Annotated in this window: 12 protein-coding genes and 1 tRNA gene; 9 read left to right on the top strand and 4 right to left on the bottom strand. The window is 45.0% G+C overall.

Features of this window, described 5'->3' with window-relative positions; translation table 11 throughout:
• Positions 1-69 precede the first annotated feature (69 nt).
• Together BFP76_RS02535 and BFP76_RS02540 are read left to right on the top strand one after the other, a co-directional pair.
• Positions 70-276, top strand: coding sequence for a MerR family transcriptional regulator (locus BFP76_RS02535; RefSeq protein WP_099591615.1), 207 nt, complete (start codon positions 70-72; stop codon positions 274-276).
• Positions 277-406: 130 nt separating this feature from the next.
• The gene (locus BFP76_RS02540) at positions 407-1,546 is read left to right on the top strand and encodes a hypothetical protein (protein WP_099591616.1); all 1,140 of its coding nucleotides are present in this window, start codon (positions 407-409) and stop codon (positions 1,544-1,546) included.
• A 214-nt stretch (positions 1,547-1,760) separates the two neighbouring features.
• On the opposite strand, the gene BFP76_RS02545 is transcribed toward BFP76_RS02540, so the two are convergent.
• Positions 1,761-2,660, bottom strand: coding sequence for a DUF4435 domain-containing protein (locus tag BFP76_RS02545; RefSeq protein ID WP_099591617.1), 900 nt, complete (start codon positions 2,658-2,660; stop codon positions 1,761-1,763).
• A 1-nt stretch (position 2,661) separates the two neighbouring features.
• The gene (locus tag BFP76_RS02550) at positions 2,662-4,014 is read right to left on the bottom strand and encodes an AAA family ATPase (RefSeq protein ID WP_099591618.1); all 1,353 of its coding nucleotides are present in this window, start codon (positions 4,012-4,014) and stop codon (positions 2,662-2,664) included.
• A gap of 751 nt (positions 4,015-4,765) precedes the next feature.
• Between BFP76_RS02550 and BFP76_RS02555 the strand changes: the two genes are divergently transcribed.
• The 7 genes from BFP76_RS02555 to BFP76_RS02585 all read left to right on the top strand — a co-directional run bounded on the left by BFP76_RS02555 (position 4,766) and on the right by BFP76_RS02585 (position 12,260).
• Entirely contained in the window at positions 4,766-5,923 is a 1,158-nt protein-coding gene (locus BFP76_RS02555; protein ID WP_099591619.1) for a site-specific integrase, read from the top strand.
• Positions 5,924-6,062: 139 nt separating this feature from the next.
• The gene (locus BFP76_RS02560; RefSeq protein ID WP_099591620.1) at positions 6,063-7,163 is read left to right on the top strand and encodes a hypothetical protein; all 1,101 of its coding nucleotides are present in this window, start codon (positions 6,063-6,065) and stop codon (positions 7,161-7,163) included.
• Positions 7,164-7,467: 304 nt separating this feature from the next.
• On the top strand, positions 7,468-7,695 hold the full coding sequence (locus BFP76_RS02565; protein WP_099591621.1) for a helix-turn-helix transcriptional regulator: 228 nt from the start codon (positions 7,468-7,470) through the stop codon (positions 7,693-7,695).
• A gap of 136 nt (positions 7,696-7,831) precedes the next feature.
• Positions 7,832-8,050 carry a hypothetical protein gene (locus BFP76_RS02570; protein ID WP_099591907.1) on the top strand — a complete coding sequence of 73 codons (219 nt, stop codon included), beginning with the start codon at positions 7,832-7,834 and terminating at the stop codon, positions 8,048-8,050.
• Positions 8,040-9,440, top strand: a complete 1,401-nt coding sequence (locus BFP76_RS02575) for a hypothetical protein (RefSeq protein ID WP_133117377.1) — start codon at positions 8,040-8,042, stop codon at positions 9,438-9,440. Before BFP76_RS02570 ends, BFP76_RS02575 begins: the two co-directional genes overlap by 11 nt.
• A 214-nt stretch (positions 9,441-9,654) precedes the next feature.
• Positions 9,655-11,496 (top strand): type I restriction-modification system subunit M, encoded by a 1,842-nt coding sequence (locus BFP76_RS02580; RefSeq protein ID WP_099591623.1) that lies wholly within the window; start codon positions 9,655-9,657, stop codon positions 11,494-11,496.
• The gene (locus BFP76_RS02585) at positions 11,496-12,260 is read left to right on the top strand and encodes a restriction endonuclease subunit S domain-containing protein (protein ID WP_099591624.1); all 765 of its coding nucleotides are present in this window, start codon (positions 11,496-11,498) and stop codon (positions 12,258-12,260) included. The genes BFP76_RS02580 and BFP76_RS02585 overlap by 1 nt, the downstream gene beginning before the upstream one ends.
• 368 nt (positions 12,261-12,628) lie before the next feature.
• Here the strand turns inward: BFP76_RS02585 and BFP76_RS02590 are convergent.
• Positions 12,629-12,704, bottom strand: a tRNA-Thr gene (locus BFP76_RS02590).
• A 68-nt stretch (positions 12,705-12,772) separates the two neighbouring features.
• On the bottom strand, positions 12,773-14,437 hold the full coding sequence (locus BFP76_RS02595; protein WP_099591625.1) for an ABC transporter permease: 1,665 nt from the start codon (positions 14,435-14,437) through the stop codon (positions 12,773-12,775).
• Positions 14,438-14,448 lie beyond the last annotated feature (11 nt).

The raw sequence follows: 14,448 nt of genomic DNA on the forward strand, positions 1-14,448 counted from the left end.
CCCTCACATCAATAGTGTGGTGTCGAATGCCTTGGGTGTTTGATACCACCTTCACTCAAAGGTATTATTATGAACAACTCTCAAGAGTTGGACGAATTCATGTCCAAACCTCAAGCAGCCGCATATCTCAACCTGAGCACGCGCACCCTTGATCGCCGCCATGCAGAAGGTATCGGCCCAAGACGTATCAAGCACGGTAGCAAAATCGGCTACTTCAAAAGCTCTCTCAATGAATGGTTAAAAGGCTTTGAACAAGCTCCCGTTCGATATGGCTAAAATCGATTGGCGCGTGCGGCGATGCCCGCCAGGGCAATGCGCTGTGCGCGTCTGTCGCAATTAGCTTCCTACGGGGGGTCTTTGTAGCACCCCCCTCTACAAATACATAACAACACGACAAGGATAAAAAATGTTAGTAATTTATTCGGGTTTTGACGGATTAGATATATCCATCAAAGCACAAATCTCTGAAGAATTTGATGAACAACTCGCCGAGGCAAAAGCCCTAGCTAAAATATGGAATAGCGAAGCGTTATTACCCATCGGTAAAGAACGTTTACAAGTCTTTGAATCTGGATCGCGGGGCGGATATGCCTACACCTGTGATCTGAGTGGTAGTGGAACAAAGTGGTTTATCAAAAGCCCCAATAAAAATGATCCTTGGGGTATCCGTGTTTCTGTTGCCTCATCTCAACTGGCACTTCATGGCCTTGAAGGCACGCGAAAATATATTGAAGAAACATTGAAACTTTTCGGTGTTGAATTGGACGAAAATGCCATCAGCATAACACGGGTAGATTTTGCGGTGGATATTCTTGCACCTCATCTCGCTATTGATCGTCAAAATATTGTCACACATGCACGCAGCAATATTACAGAACGCGATGTGGCGACAAGTGGTCATTCTTCGCGTGTGACATCAATAACAGTCGGGAAAATGCCAAGCCGTCAATTTATCATCTATGACAAACGTGAAGAGGTGATGGTTAAGCATAAAGGACACTGGCTCAGAATTTGGAACAACAGCCTCGAAAAAATGGGATTGCCCCCTTTAGACTTTTCCAATCCAAAAGCATCCCGCATCTGGCGCATAGAAGCGCGGGCGGGAAAAAAACACCTCCAAGAAAAATGGGGTATTCGTAGTTGGAATTCGCTTTATGAAAAGCTTCCAGAACTGATGGCAGATGCGTTTGAAAAGGTTCGATATTGCGAGCAAACCACCGATACCAATCGCGCTCGCTGGCCTTCCCACCCGATTTGGGACTTGGCGAAAGGAACTGTGACAACCAGATTAACCGAATTTGAGCCATTAATCACGCAAAGTGAATTTCAAGAAATATCCAAGCATGAGCGCATTGGCATTCTGGAAAAACAAGCCCTAGGGCTGGCCGTCAGCTTGGCAGCCATACATCAGATTGAAAGCAGAGAGTTTCCCGATTTTTTATATGCGCTAGCTCGTCAGATGGACGCGAATTCGCAAGATCATTACGTGCCTATTGAAGATCGATTACAAAAGGCTCGTGATCGGTATGTGCAGTTTCAGATGTAATTTCGAGACTCGGCCCAAAGCCGCCGTTCGTGGATTACGCAGAGAATGTCAACTTTGAGCCCTTATGCGACGTACAGATTTCAAAACTGACGGCATAAAAAAGCCCTGAGCGGACTTTTCTTGCATTTGCAGATGCTGAAATTCCAGTCCTCTTCAAGCGGCCAGGTTTCAAACGAAGCTAAAGGACAAACGGAAGGCAATGCTTACCAAAAAATTAGGCGGCTTCAGCATCACGCATACTCCGAGTGTCTTGTAGGACTATGAAGCCGGTTGCTTTCTCCCAAAACCGTATGTGCGCATAGGAATGTGTTGCGCGAAACATGTCAATTGCGTACGAAAGCCTGAGAATCTTTGCGAGAGTTTCGTTGCCCTCTTTGCTATTGAATTCATTCGTGCTTCCTAATCTATTTCGTAGCGACTTAGATAAGACTGCCACACAGTCGTGCCCGTTCGAAAGCACCCAAGATGAGTATCTTTCAAGGTTCTCCGTTATCGCCTTTTTTGCTTGCGCTTCAGTTGGCGAAGATGCTTTCGAGGAACGAGAAAGCACGTGTTTTGACGTTTTGTCGGGGCATATTTCCGGAGAATTCGGTGCCACAAACTTGTAGGCCATTTCTGAGAAATACAACCCCCAACTGTTGACGGTTGATGCAAGACGCAGTGCACCCGTTGGTGCCGCCCAAGCGGCAATTGTTTCGTGAGGGTCAACACATGGATCACCCATTACCGAAGCCACTTTGCCCATACTTCCAAATTCATTTAAAATGTTGATTAAAACCTGAGAACTAAGAATCTGCGCTTCAAGATCATTTTCATCCGTAAATACAACATTGCCATGATATTCAGGGTAACCAATAAGGTCTGAAAAATCTCGATCAGCGAATGCCAGTACTCCGTCGACAAGGCTGGATTCGAGTTTGGAAATTGCACCAAAAAGCCTATCTTTTCCCAAACAAACAACAACTGAGCAGTCGGGTTCACTAGTAAAGCGTTTGAGAACTCGTGCGTCGGATGAGCCTTCAACCAACAAGAAAGACTTGCCAGACTCTGCTCGCAGCATTCTGATTTCATTGTATATTGTATCAATAGATACTTCCTTCTCGACGCTATTCATCTTAGTCTCGAGACAGTTCTTGCACCAAATCCCAGTTGTCATGGATGATCTGGGGCGAATGCGTGGCGATCACAACCGACAAATGACGCAAACTCTGAATTTTGAGAAGATCAGATATGAAACGCTTTTGCCAAGCTACATGAAGCGAGAGTTCCGGTTCATCAATTAAAATCAACGCACCTTCCTTGACCTTGAATAGCAACTCGTAAACTAGCACTAATTCATGTTGCTCACCTGATGAAAGCTCGGCAAGAGGAATCTGCTCACCAGTATCGCTATCTACAATTATGATACCATTCTCGGAACTTATCCTAACTTCTTTGAAAGTGAAATATTCGTCCAATATCTCTTTAAAAAGTCGAATCCTATCGTAAATATCTGAAAACACTGAAAGCTTCGTTTGGGTGTCATCGGCATAAATTGATAGAATTCTACGAACGTTGTCTTCTTCAAAGATCTGACTGGGTTGAATTGGCTCAGAAACTGCTTCATCAATTATCCCGACATCTACAAGAGACTGTCGACTTGCGCTCAGTTCCAGAAGACGTTCTCTGATGTCACTCTCTGTCGAGGCAGCGCTTCCATGGCTCTCGATAATCCTTTTAGGGAAGGTCTGATCTAGCTTTTGTGACTCATTTGCATATTGTTGCAGAACTCGATTGATCTTCTCGGCCAAATCCGATGCATCTTTTTCTACAACGGAGTCCGGCTTTACTGGACGACTATGTCGTGGTAAATGCCGGCTGTGGCTTTCTTCCAGCGCCAACAACCGCTGCGTTTCAATCAAACTTACTTGGTGCTCTTGCGTTATTTCTTGGAGCCATATTGGCATATCGATGCTTTTTGTTAATTCTTCCGGTAGTTGTTCGACGTATCTGGCCACCAATTCCGATGTGCTCAAAATTTCCTCTGATGGGAAGTCAATCCATCGATCAGCTCCCACGCGATCAACCGGAAGACTTCTTTCAAGGTAAGAGTAGCTAGAGCGAGGAATCTTTGGCTTCAGTGCGTATGGTTCCTCACAATTTTCGAACCCCTCACCTTTAACATAGACGATGCTGCTTTCAGTACTGTCGTCTTCAAAGAGGGTTCCAAATTCCTTGTAAATCGAAATACGTTGGCCATTTTCAAATTTGAATATTATTTCCGAAAACATTGTTCTCCAAAAGAAGCTAAACTTGCGATTGAAAAAAGCGTCGACGGCTCTCAGGACGGCGGTTTTGCCAAAACCGTTGGGAGCCGTGACTATCGTTAGTAAGTCATTTTTTTGGAGCACGATCTCGTGGTTAAACCGCTTGAATAGTCCTCTGATCTTCACACTCGAAATCTGGTTTGTTTGCATAGAGTCTGTCATTCTTAACTTTTCTATTAGTTATTCAGATCGTCTCAAAAAATGAGCATCGCGCTCAAAAATGAGAATGGGCGCCTTTAGATTTGTTGGTTCGCAAGTTGGCGTTTATTTGCCCCTTGGTCAACACACATATTAAATCGGTCGTGCGAACTTGCGTGAACGTATTCGTCGCTACGTTTGCTATTTTATAAACGTTGCGGCTCCTTTAGCACCCTCAACGAATGACCGCTACCCACCCCGTTCAGGTCATTCGTCAGTTTGGTCGAAACGGTCACTATATCTCTATAGCAGACCTCGGCGCAAATCGCAGCGAATGTCGGCAATCCGCCCATAGCCATTTGGCTAAGTACAAAATTGTTTATTTACTTAGTCGATCTCAGAATCAAACTGAGCGGGATTTATCTTTCGTGATCAACGAAAAACAACAAATTTAACAAAAATAAAGTTTTCGGACACTGCGCGGACACTGATTGAGCGCAACTCAAGAGGGAAATTTCACCTTACCTCAACTCATTGATATTTAAGTGAAAAATGGTGCCCCCACACGGACTCGAACCGCGGACCTACTGATTACAAATCGACTTTGGGCCATTTCTCTGCATTTCTCCACTTTGCGCCAAACGACCATAAATGACTGTTAATAAACATTTTTTCTTGACGATCAACACGCTTGTCTATCATCAGTGACGCTATGAAACGCTGCACGGTGCTTCCGATATGCTTCCGGATTTGCACCCCATACTGAGAAAATCGAATGTCAAAACTTACAAAACGCCTTGTTGATAGTCTAGTCGCCGAACCCAAAGAACGCATTTATTGGGACGACGAATTGGGCGGTTTTGGTATTCGGATTTATCCAACAGGGCGCAAAGTTTATATCGCTCAATATCGCGCCAACGGACGCACACGGCGCAAGAACATTGGGCAGCATGGTGTCATGACCGCCGAGGAAGCACGCAAAGAAGCCAAGTTTATTCATGCAGACGTTGCACGCGGTGCAGACCCCTCCGCCGATCGCAAGGCACGATTGCGTAGCCCAACGGTAATGGAACTTGGTGAACGTTTTATTACCGATCATGTGCAGCTACATTTAAAACCCACGACGCAAACCGATTACATCAACATGTTGCGCAAGAAAATTTACCCTGCTCTTGGTTCGATCAAAGTTTTTGAAATCACGTTTAATGACGTTGCCGCATTTCATCTGAAATTGCGAGATACGCCTTACCAAGCCAATCGTTGTGTCATGCTCATGTCCAAGATGTTTAATCTTGCCGAAGATTGGGGTTATCGCCCCATGAACACCAACCCGACAAAGCGGCTTAAGAAATATCCCGAAGCTGAAAAGAAGCGATACTTGGACGAAGTCGAACAAGAAAAACTTGGCGAAACAATGGCCCAGATGTTGACCGATGGAAAAATCAGTCGATACGTTTTTGCAGCTTTCTATTTACTACTTTTGACAGGTTGTCGATTGAGCGAAATTCAAAAACTGAAATGGGATTACGTCACGCGCACCCATTTGGAATTACCAGACAGTAAAACAGGCCGCCGCCGCATTCCCCTGCCCCGCGAAGCACGTCAATTGTTGGCGTCATTGGAACAGCGCGACGATAATCCCTATGTAATTATCGGCGATCATGCGACGGGATATTACAATGATCTGCAAAAACCTTGGCGCAAAATTAGATCACGCGCTGGGTTGGAAGATGTACGATTGCACGATCTGCGACACACCTATGCGTCAGTCGCGGTCATGAATGGAATTGACCCATTCATGTTGAAAGAAATCTTGGGGCATAAGAATTTGAGTACAACTTTGCGCTATGCGCATTTGTCAGATGATGCAGTGCAAAAAGCGGCGGGGCAGATTGCGAATAGGTTATCCAACACATTGGGAAGACTTAACTAAATCTAAAAAAGGCCGATGTAACGGTCTTGCTTTCTATAAGTATCGTATGTTTGCCTCGAACCAACTCAGATAGAATAACAAACTTTCTCTAACATTTCTTCGAATTTCGCAAACTTGTTTCGTTGAGTTGGTACATGCTATGCTGGATAAGATGAAAACTGCATATGTAATCAAATCGGCTGCCAAGGATGTAAGTTTTGACTGTGACCGCGTGAAGGGCTTAACTTTTATCACTTCGGTAATAGACGTGACCTATCTGAATAACGCTATTCTAGGATGCAATCTCAAATTATTAGTTCAACAAAAAATTGATGATGATAGAATTGAAAAACCGATTATTTGGTTTCTAATTTTTTCTGCGGAACCAATTTCTAATACGAATCTCGAAAAAGCGTGGAGATATGCAATTAAAGTTGGGGCAACTTTAAATCAGTATACCCAACTCGGCCACAGCTTTTCCTACGAGAATTTCTGGGGGATTTCCGGTATTCCTGATGAATGGAACCTAGCTGAAACACAGATAAAATTTTCAGACAACCAAGAATTTGAGGGCATATATTGGTACGATCCAAAAAAACCAACAAAGATTGAAAACGGTGAAGAATTTGCCGAAGTTGAAATCAGACACCGACAGCGCGAAGTGCGCTTCACTACTGTAAGCCCAGAAGGCCTCACTTACAACCATTTTGCCCATGCATCAATTCCAGGGAAGGTAAATGTTGGTTCAAAGTTTTCTCAACGCAAAAATGTATTGGAAAAACTTGGTAAGAAAGGTTTTTCGCTCAAATGTGAAACATCCTATTACCTATTATCACTCTACAATCGTGCAATCACGTCACATGATGTTTTTCATAGTAACAATACACTATTTCAGATGGTTGAAGTCATTATTGGCAGTGTAGATGGCACCAAAATTTCACCTGAGGCAAAATCCAAACTTGCGGCGTTAATAGATTCCGATCCTGACTTGCACCCATTTTCTGACCGCATTGTTAATGCTATTGGCGGTATCCCAATTGAGACGTCCAAAGAACTCCTAAAAAGTGGTCTAATAAAGTTAGTAGGAAAAGAAGCCGCCGAAAATTTGGATTTTTCTGATTTTGGAAAATGGCGGAAACTGAGGGGTGCATTGACACATCCTAAAAAGGCACAAGCTTTGACAGATGTGGAATTTGTAGCCACCTACAATTCACTGAGGAACTTTTGTACCGCTTTGACAAAATGCGTCAATGAACTCTAATTATCATCCAATAGCCCGATAACTGAAAACAATAACTTAGTTAACAACGCATTCGAAGTCCTACCCCTTTCATGCAAATGTTGGGATTAAAGAATTGTTTGCAATGCCAGATTACTCACTTTCAATTCCATTCGAATCACTCTCGTATTTTAATATTTTTGAACAGAAAGCTAACTTAAACCTCAACATTGCCATCCCAAGTTCATGCTTTTACACGAAATATCACGTTATTTCATATATCCAAACTTCGCGCCAAACTATATTTTAGACGGCATAAACTTCGATATAAGCCTCTGGAAACACAATGGAAAATAAACTTCATATTCAATCAAACGATAACAACAAACTGGTCAACGAGCGCGAAGCCGCGTCCATTCTTTGCTACTCTGTTCGCGCTTTGCAAAATTGGCGTCACCGTGGTGGCGGACCTGACTTTGTAAGAGTATCGGCCCGCTCAATTCGCTATCGCCGCGCCGATCTGGATGCTTGGGTTACGGCGCGAACCGTGTCGAACACTTCACAAACAAACTAATTCAGTTTTGCCTTTGCGGGCTTGGCAGCACCGCAAGGGATTTTGGGGCCGATTGGTTCTAAACAGGGCGCGAGATCACTTGCGAACTCGCGCCCTTTCTATGTCTGCCGTTAACTTTAATGGAAGGGAATTCCACATGACTAAAACACCAATATACAAGTTCCGACTGGGGCTTATCACAGCGACAATCTGGGAAAACGACAATTTCTATTCTGTCGATATGACCCGCTCTTACAAAAACAGTGAAGGCCAATGGCAAAACACCACAAGCTATTCCCATGCTGACCTTTTGAACTTGGCTAAATGCGCCGAACGCGCTGAAAACTGGATCGCGAGAAAATCAAATGTATCTTAATCAATCAACTTATTTGGCCCCTACTCGGCCCCAAAACATAAGCTGCCCTGCCAGCGGCACTTATGCGTTCAAATCTAACCCGACTGATACCGATAATTCGGTAAGGGGGGTGATTGTAGCACCCCCCTCTGGAAATACACCTGACATTCCAAACATGACAATATTACACCAAGGCTTTGATACACTCGCCCTTGCGATTGAAGCAAACATTGGGCCAGAACTTCACGCCTATCTTGAAACTGAAAAGACACGCGCCGACAAAGAGCGGCGCGATGTTTTGATCAATTACAATGGCGTTGAAATGCTGCTTAAGCCACATGGCGGCAATGGGTATAGCTATATCGCCAGCGGCGGCCCAGATGGTGCGACATGGTTTTTCAAGAAACCCAATGCCAAAGACAAATGGGGCATTCGTTTATCCTTTGGTTCTTTCTTTATGGCGCTGCATGGCATTCACGCGGCAAAGGCACATTGTGAGCATGTCATGGAAAGACTGGGCATTCGATATGCCCCGCATCAAGTCAGCATTTCACGCATCGATTTTTGCATAGATATTCTGGCAAAAAATTTCACTCTAATTCCCGAAAATTTCGTGATGCACAGTTCAACTGGTCGACGCGATCATATCACCGCCGACGATGTGTCTGTGAACGGAAAATCAGGACGGACAACATCCGTGACCGTTGGACAGAGTCGAAATCGACAAGTAATTATTTACGACAAAACGTCTGAGATTGCCGCGAAAGGCAAGTCACATTGGTGGCAAATCTGGCATCACAATTTATATGAAAATCCATCTAATTGTACGAAATATGATGATATTAAAAGAAATTTTAAGTTTATGAAATCATCTGAAATGTTACGAAATTACATGAAAAATCATAAAAGTTCACGTATTTGGCGCACAGAGTTTCGCGCAGGCAAAGACCTACTTAAAGATCGCTGGGGCATTCGCACTTGGGAACAACTGTTCGAAAAATTTGGCGATCTGTGTCGCGAGATGGGAGCTGTCATTCGTTACACCGAGCCACAAGAGAACGACCCGAACCGCGCACGTTGGCCCAACCATCTGCTCTGGGAAATCGCCTGCGCAGAGATTAATCGCGATCTAATTAACATGCGAAGCGGTGCTGATCCAAATCCATTGAAAGAGGTTCACCGCGAACAACACATAAGTCTGATATTTCGTAATATTCTTGGATCAAGCATTGCACTTGCAGCATTGAAAGATGCGAATTTTGAAAATTTACCAAAGTGCTTTGATGAATTGGCAAAGGAGATGAACGAAACGGTCAGCGCAAATGCTGAGAAAACTAAGAAGCAATTAAGGGAAGCTGGGGAAAGGTATTTGTTTATATCTAAGTCAAGTCAGCCTACGTATGAAAATTAGTTACGCGCACGGCCCAAAGCGGCCATTGAATCCAACATTTATTGCTGCGCAGCAGAAACGCTTTGGAATAGACTGTAAAAAAATTCGGCCATAGCGTAGCTAGGTTCATGTGTCGCATGCGTCCTGAAAAACGTGGAACACAGTATCAAAAGTGGTTATTGATACGACAAAATACAGAAGAAGAACCCGACTTTGACGGGACTGCGAGGCAACGATGCATTTTGAGACCGAGATTGTAGTAGACAAACCGACAGTAGCTCCACCAAAACTCACGATCTTCATGATTGGCGCTGACGAGTTCATGTTCTGCCCGGTTCGAGGCAAAATTTACAAGGTGAATGCGAAGCCTGAAGAAAAAGTCCGCCAATGGTGGATTTATCGCCTACGCGACACTTATGGGTATGGCTTCAATCAACTGTCAGTAGAGGTTTCTGTAAAAGTTGGTTCCTCAGAGGCAAAGAAAAAAGCGGATATTGTTGTCTACGCCGATAAAACTAAACGCGTACCTCGAATATTTGTTGAGGTTAAGAAGCCAGATCGAAAAGACGGGCTGGATCAACTTCAAGTATACATGAACGCAACCGGGTGCCGCCTTGGGCTATGGAGTAACGGGTCACCACCTCACGTTTATCTCCTCAGAATGGAGCCAAAGGGTGGGGTGGAAGAAGCCAGCTGGCGAGAACTCAGAAACATTCCCGCCAGCGGCGAAAAAATTTCTGATGTTGATAGCCCAATTACGCGAGATCAGCTGGTCCCAGTCAAAGATTTCCTCGCAATTCTAAAGGAGTGCGAGGATCATATTAAGGCGCACGAGGGCGTGAATGTCTTCGAGGAAGTCTTCAAACTCATCTTTGCTAAACTCTACGACGAACGACGAAACCTAAAAAATGATAAGTCGCCTGCACAGTTCAGAGTAGGTGCTCTTGAAGCAGCGTCAGATGCTCGCGAAAGGGTCGTAAAGCTATTCAAAGATGCTAAGTCACAGTGGCAAGGGGTGTTCACAGCCGGAGAAGAGATTTCACTAAAGGACGACACGCTGGCATTTTGCGTATCCGCGCTTCAAAAAGCGTACCTTTTAAAATCTGACGCTGATGTCCTTGGGTCTGCATTTGAGGTTATGATCAACCCAACCATGAAAGGTGATAAAGGACAGTACTTCACTCCGAGGCATGTCATTGATCTTTGCACAGCGGTTTTAAAGCCAAAAGACAACGAAACCATTTTCGACCCTGCATGCGGAAGCGGCGGATTTCTTGTTTCAGCCATGGATCATGTTTTTGCGTCCATAAGAGCAGAGCGTGACGATGAAAGTGAAATCCTTGAAAATCAGAAGGATTATGCTTCCAACAATGTATTTGGAATCGATTACGATCCGATTATTGCAAAAGTGGCCAAGGCCTACATGCTAATTTGGGGTGATGGCCGTTCAAACATATGTGTTGGAGACGGGTTGAACGAGGCAAACTGGAACGATGATATTCGTTCTAAGTTCTTAATCAAAATCGGGGGAAAACGTGTTCCTCGTAAGTTCGACATTATAGCGACTAACCCCCCATTTGCGGGCGATATTTCCGCAGAGGACACTTTGTCGAAGTACAGGGTAGCTTTCAAAACGGACAACAATGGTCGAACAAAGCGAAAAGGGAAGGTTGCACGTGACATCCTCTTTCTCGAACGCTGTTTAGATTTTTTGGAGCCGGGAGGCCGGATGGCGATTGTTGTACCGAGAGGCTTTCTCAAGAATTACAACGATGAGCCTGTCAGGCAGTTTGTTTTGAAGCAGGCTCGCATGAGAGCTGTCGTTAGTTTGACCGGGAACATGTTCAAGCCATTCACGAACACCAAGACTTGTGTTGTCTTCCTGGAAAAAAGAGCATCTGAGCTAAAAGCCGTTAGTGAGGCTGTAGATGATCCGGATGTTGTTTATGCGGTGTCGGAGAACCCAGGGAAGGATAGAAGCGGTCGGTTGATCCGTGACTTGAATGGGGACATCGTTTCGGACCTTGGTGAGATTGCGGAATACCTCAACAAGAATTTACAGTGGGGGGAAACCTGATGGCATTGCTGACGACGAGACCCTTTGCAGATGTTTTTCTTGATCTCGATGGTGACAAGGACGCCAACCACATATTTGAACCTGAGTTCCATCAGGACGTGTATGTAAACGCCTGTAAAGAAGCGGAGAAAACGCCAGGAAGCTTTCAGCTTGGCGACCTCAGCAAGCTAGTACGATATCCCAATCGAGGCAGCCAACCGACATACTGTGATGATGAAAGTGACCCTGAAAGCCTAATTTATAGAGGGATGGTAAAAACAGACGGTGCTTCGGTTTCTGACAAAGAAACATCTAACGTTTGTGCTTTGAAGTCAGTTGCTATCCGTTGGGGGTTCGTGGATTTTGGCGTGGCCCGAGCGGTCGATGAAGAATTCTTCAAGAAAAAGAAACTTCGCAACGAGGCACAAAGCGGTGACGTTCTGATAAACTCAACAGGAGATGGTACAATCGGTCGGGTGGCTGTTTACAACAGGTCGCACCCTGCTCTGGTTGATGGGCATGTTACAATCGTTCGCTTCAAAGATAAGAAACTTGCTTGGTATGCTGCTGCCTATCTTTTGAGTGACCAAGGACAGAAGCAGATCTACCGATATATCAACGGCTCTAGTGGTCAAGTTGAGATCTACCCTCAAGACATAGCACGCATATGGATACCGAATGGTGATGCTCAGAAGATTTCAGCTGTTGCTAAGCAATATGAGAGTGCAGCTCGAAAGTACGAGGAGTTTCAGGCTGAACTCAGTTCAGTGCTTTCAAAGGTTTAGTAATTTTTTGGATTCGAATGACTTGTCTTGGTGCTACCGCAGCGAAAGTCCGCTTCCCGCCCATTTGAGACATTTTCGATCTCACTCAGGCTCAGTATCCACTTATCAAATTTTGCAATTCGCCAATATTACCGCCAATGGCGAGCACTCGTTCGGTTTGTTGTGTTTGCCGACATTTAACAACCAAACGAAATCCACAATGGGAATATTTGGCAATCACATTGGAATTAGATAAAAAACGATTCTGTTCCCTTTCCACAACAGTACGATTTTAACATTTCACTGCTTCCGATATGCTTCCGAATCCAAAATCGCATATTTCGCCACGCAACGAAAATCTTGCAAGTTATTGATATTTAAGTGAAAAATGGTGCCCCCACACGGACTCGAACCGCGGACCTACTGATTACAAATCAGTTGCTCTACCAGCTGAGCTATAGGGGCACTGCGCGGGTATTTGGGCGATTTATGACAAAGATGCAAGAGGAATTTTGCACTTTTTTCGGGTTTTTTTAATTTTCACCCTTGCTCGCATTCGCCAGAATGAAAACTGCGATGATACTGACTAAAATTATGAGTAATGCGGCGACGGCTGCGCCTTTGATGTCTTCGAGAGATGCAAAATCATAGACATGCGTGGCAAGTGTATTGAACCCAAATGGGCGCAGCAATAATGTTGCAGGTAGCTCTTTCACACTATCCACGAAAACCAAGAGTATAGCGGTCAAAACACTTGTTTTAAGCAATGGCGCATGTACGTGGCGCAACACCGCCCCTGGTCGATATCCAAGCGAGCGTGCGGCCATGCCAAGGTTTGGAGATACCCGCCCAAACCCCGCATCAATACTGCCATAAGCAAGCGTGAAGAACCGCACGCAATAGGCAAAGATTACCGCACCAGATGTACCCGTAACCAAAAGGCCAATGTTGATCCCAAACAGCGCCTCCAACCCATCTGCAAGCCAATGATCGAACCGTGACATGACAATCAAAATGCCAAGCCCAAGCACAGCACCAGGCGCAACATAACCAATGGATGTTGCAGGCAACAACAAACGCGGCAATGCTGCGCGTGACAATCTGATGCCATAGACCAAGATGATAGCACCAATGACGGTTAGCAGTGCAGCCACGCCAGCGACCCAAAGAGTTGTAAATACCGCCCTTAACACCTCCGCGTCATGCCACTGATCAAAATTGCCCAATGCATGGTTTAGGATAATAAGAAATGGCATACAAAAACCGATCAGAACGGGTACACCACAGGTTATCACCGCTAATATCCGCGCCGTTCCAGATAATGTAACAGGTGTAGGTTTTTTGTTGTTATTCGCACCTTGATAGACGCGAATGTTGCGACGACTGAATCGTTCTAACAACAGCAGAGCTAAAATCAGCACGAACACCACACAGGCAATTTGAGCCGCCGCGCCTACGTTTGATCCTTCGAGCCAGGCGCTAAAAATTCCTGTGGTCAGTGTCTGCACCGCGAAATATTCAACAGTGCCAAAATCATTCAATGTTTCCATCATGACAACCACGGTGCCGGCGACAATTGCAGGACGCGCGAGCGGTAAACCAACGCGAAAAAAACTGGCCCATGGCCCGCAACCAAGGGCGCGTGAAACCTCGATCGCGTTATTGGATTGTTCACGATATGCCGCACGCGCCAACAAATAGACATATGGATAAAGCGAAAAGGCGATAATGATGATGGCTACCGCGCGCGAGCGAACCTCTGGAAACCAATAATCACGCGCAGAATTCCAACCAAATATATCGCGCAGCATTGTTTGAAATGGCCCCGCATATTCCCAAAAATCAACAAATGCATAGGCACCGATATAGGCTGGTATCGCCAAGGGCAGCAATAGCGCCCACTCCAAAACACGCTTTGCGGGGAAATCTTTCATAACCACAAGCCAAGCACAGGCAACACCAATTGTACCCGCAATCAGTGCAACACTTATCATCATCACAAAACTGTTGATGAAATAGCGTGGCAAAACCGTTGCCATCAAATGCGGCCAAATGTTTTCACTTGGAAAAAACGCAAGCCAAACAACCGCTCCGATTGGTAATAAAACAAGTGCCGCAATCGCAAACGCAGAAACAGACCACACATCAGGCAGCCTATTTTTAATGTATCGTTTACGCGTGTTTGTTAAATCAATCATTGATCCGCGCT

This window comes from Paramylibacter kogurei, from assembly GCF_002742285.1.
Classification (GTDB): domain Bacteria; phylum Pseudomonadota; class Alphaproteobacteria; order Rhodobacterales; family Rhodobacteraceae; genus Amylibacter; species Amylibacter kogurei.

Excerpts from the sequence above, each read along its gene's own strand:
- BFP76_RS02560 (WP_099591620.1), top strand. The coding sequence starts at position 6,063 with ATGCTGGATAAGATGAAAACTGCATATGTAATCAAATCGGCTGCCAAG.
- BFP76_RS02545 (WP_099591617.1), bottom strand. The coding sequence starts at position 2,660 with ATGAATAGCGTCGAGAAGGAAGTATCTATTGATACAATATACAATGAA.
- BFP76_RS02555 (WP_099591619.1), top strand. The coding sequence starts at position 4,766 with ATGTCAAAACTTACAAAACGCCTTGTTGATAGTCTAGTCGCCGAACCC.
- BFP76_RS02570 (WP_099591907.1), top strand. The coding sequence starts at position 7,832 with ATGACTAAAACACCAATATACAAGTTCCGACTGGGGCTTATCACAGCG.
- BFP76_RS02535 (WP_099591615.1), top strand. The coding sequence starts at position 70 with ATGAACAACTCTCAAGAGTTGGACGAATTCATGTCCAAACCTCAAGCA.
- BFP76_RS02540 (WP_099591616.1), top strand. The coding sequence starts at position 407 with ATGTTAGTAATTTATTCGGGTTTTGACGGATTAGATATATCCATCAAA.
- BFP76_RS02575 (WP_133117377.1), top strand. The coding sequence starts at position 8,040 with ATGTATCTTAATCAATCAACTTATTTGGCCCCTACTCGGCCCCAAAAC.
- BFP76_RS02550 (WP_099591618.1), bottom strand. The coding sequence starts at position 4,014 with ATGACAGACTCTATGCAAACAAACCAGATTTCGAGTGTGAAGATCAGA.
- BFP76_RS02585 (WP_099591624.1), top strand. The coding sequence starts at position 11,496 with ATGGCATTGCTGACGACGAGACCCTTTGCAGATGTTTTTCTTGATCTC.
- BFP76_RS02595 (WP_099591625.1), bottom strand. The coding sequence starts at position 14,437 with ATGATTGATTTAACAAACACGCGTAAACGATACATTAAAAATAGGCTG.
- BFP76_RS02580 (WP_099591623.1), top strand. The coding sequence starts at position 9,655 with ATGCATTTTGAGACCGAGATTGTAGTAGACAAACCGACAGTAGCTCCA.
- BFP76_RS02565 (WP_099591621.1), top strand. The coding sequence starts at position 7,468 with ATGGAAAATAAACTTCATATTCAATCAAACGATAACAACAAACTGGTC.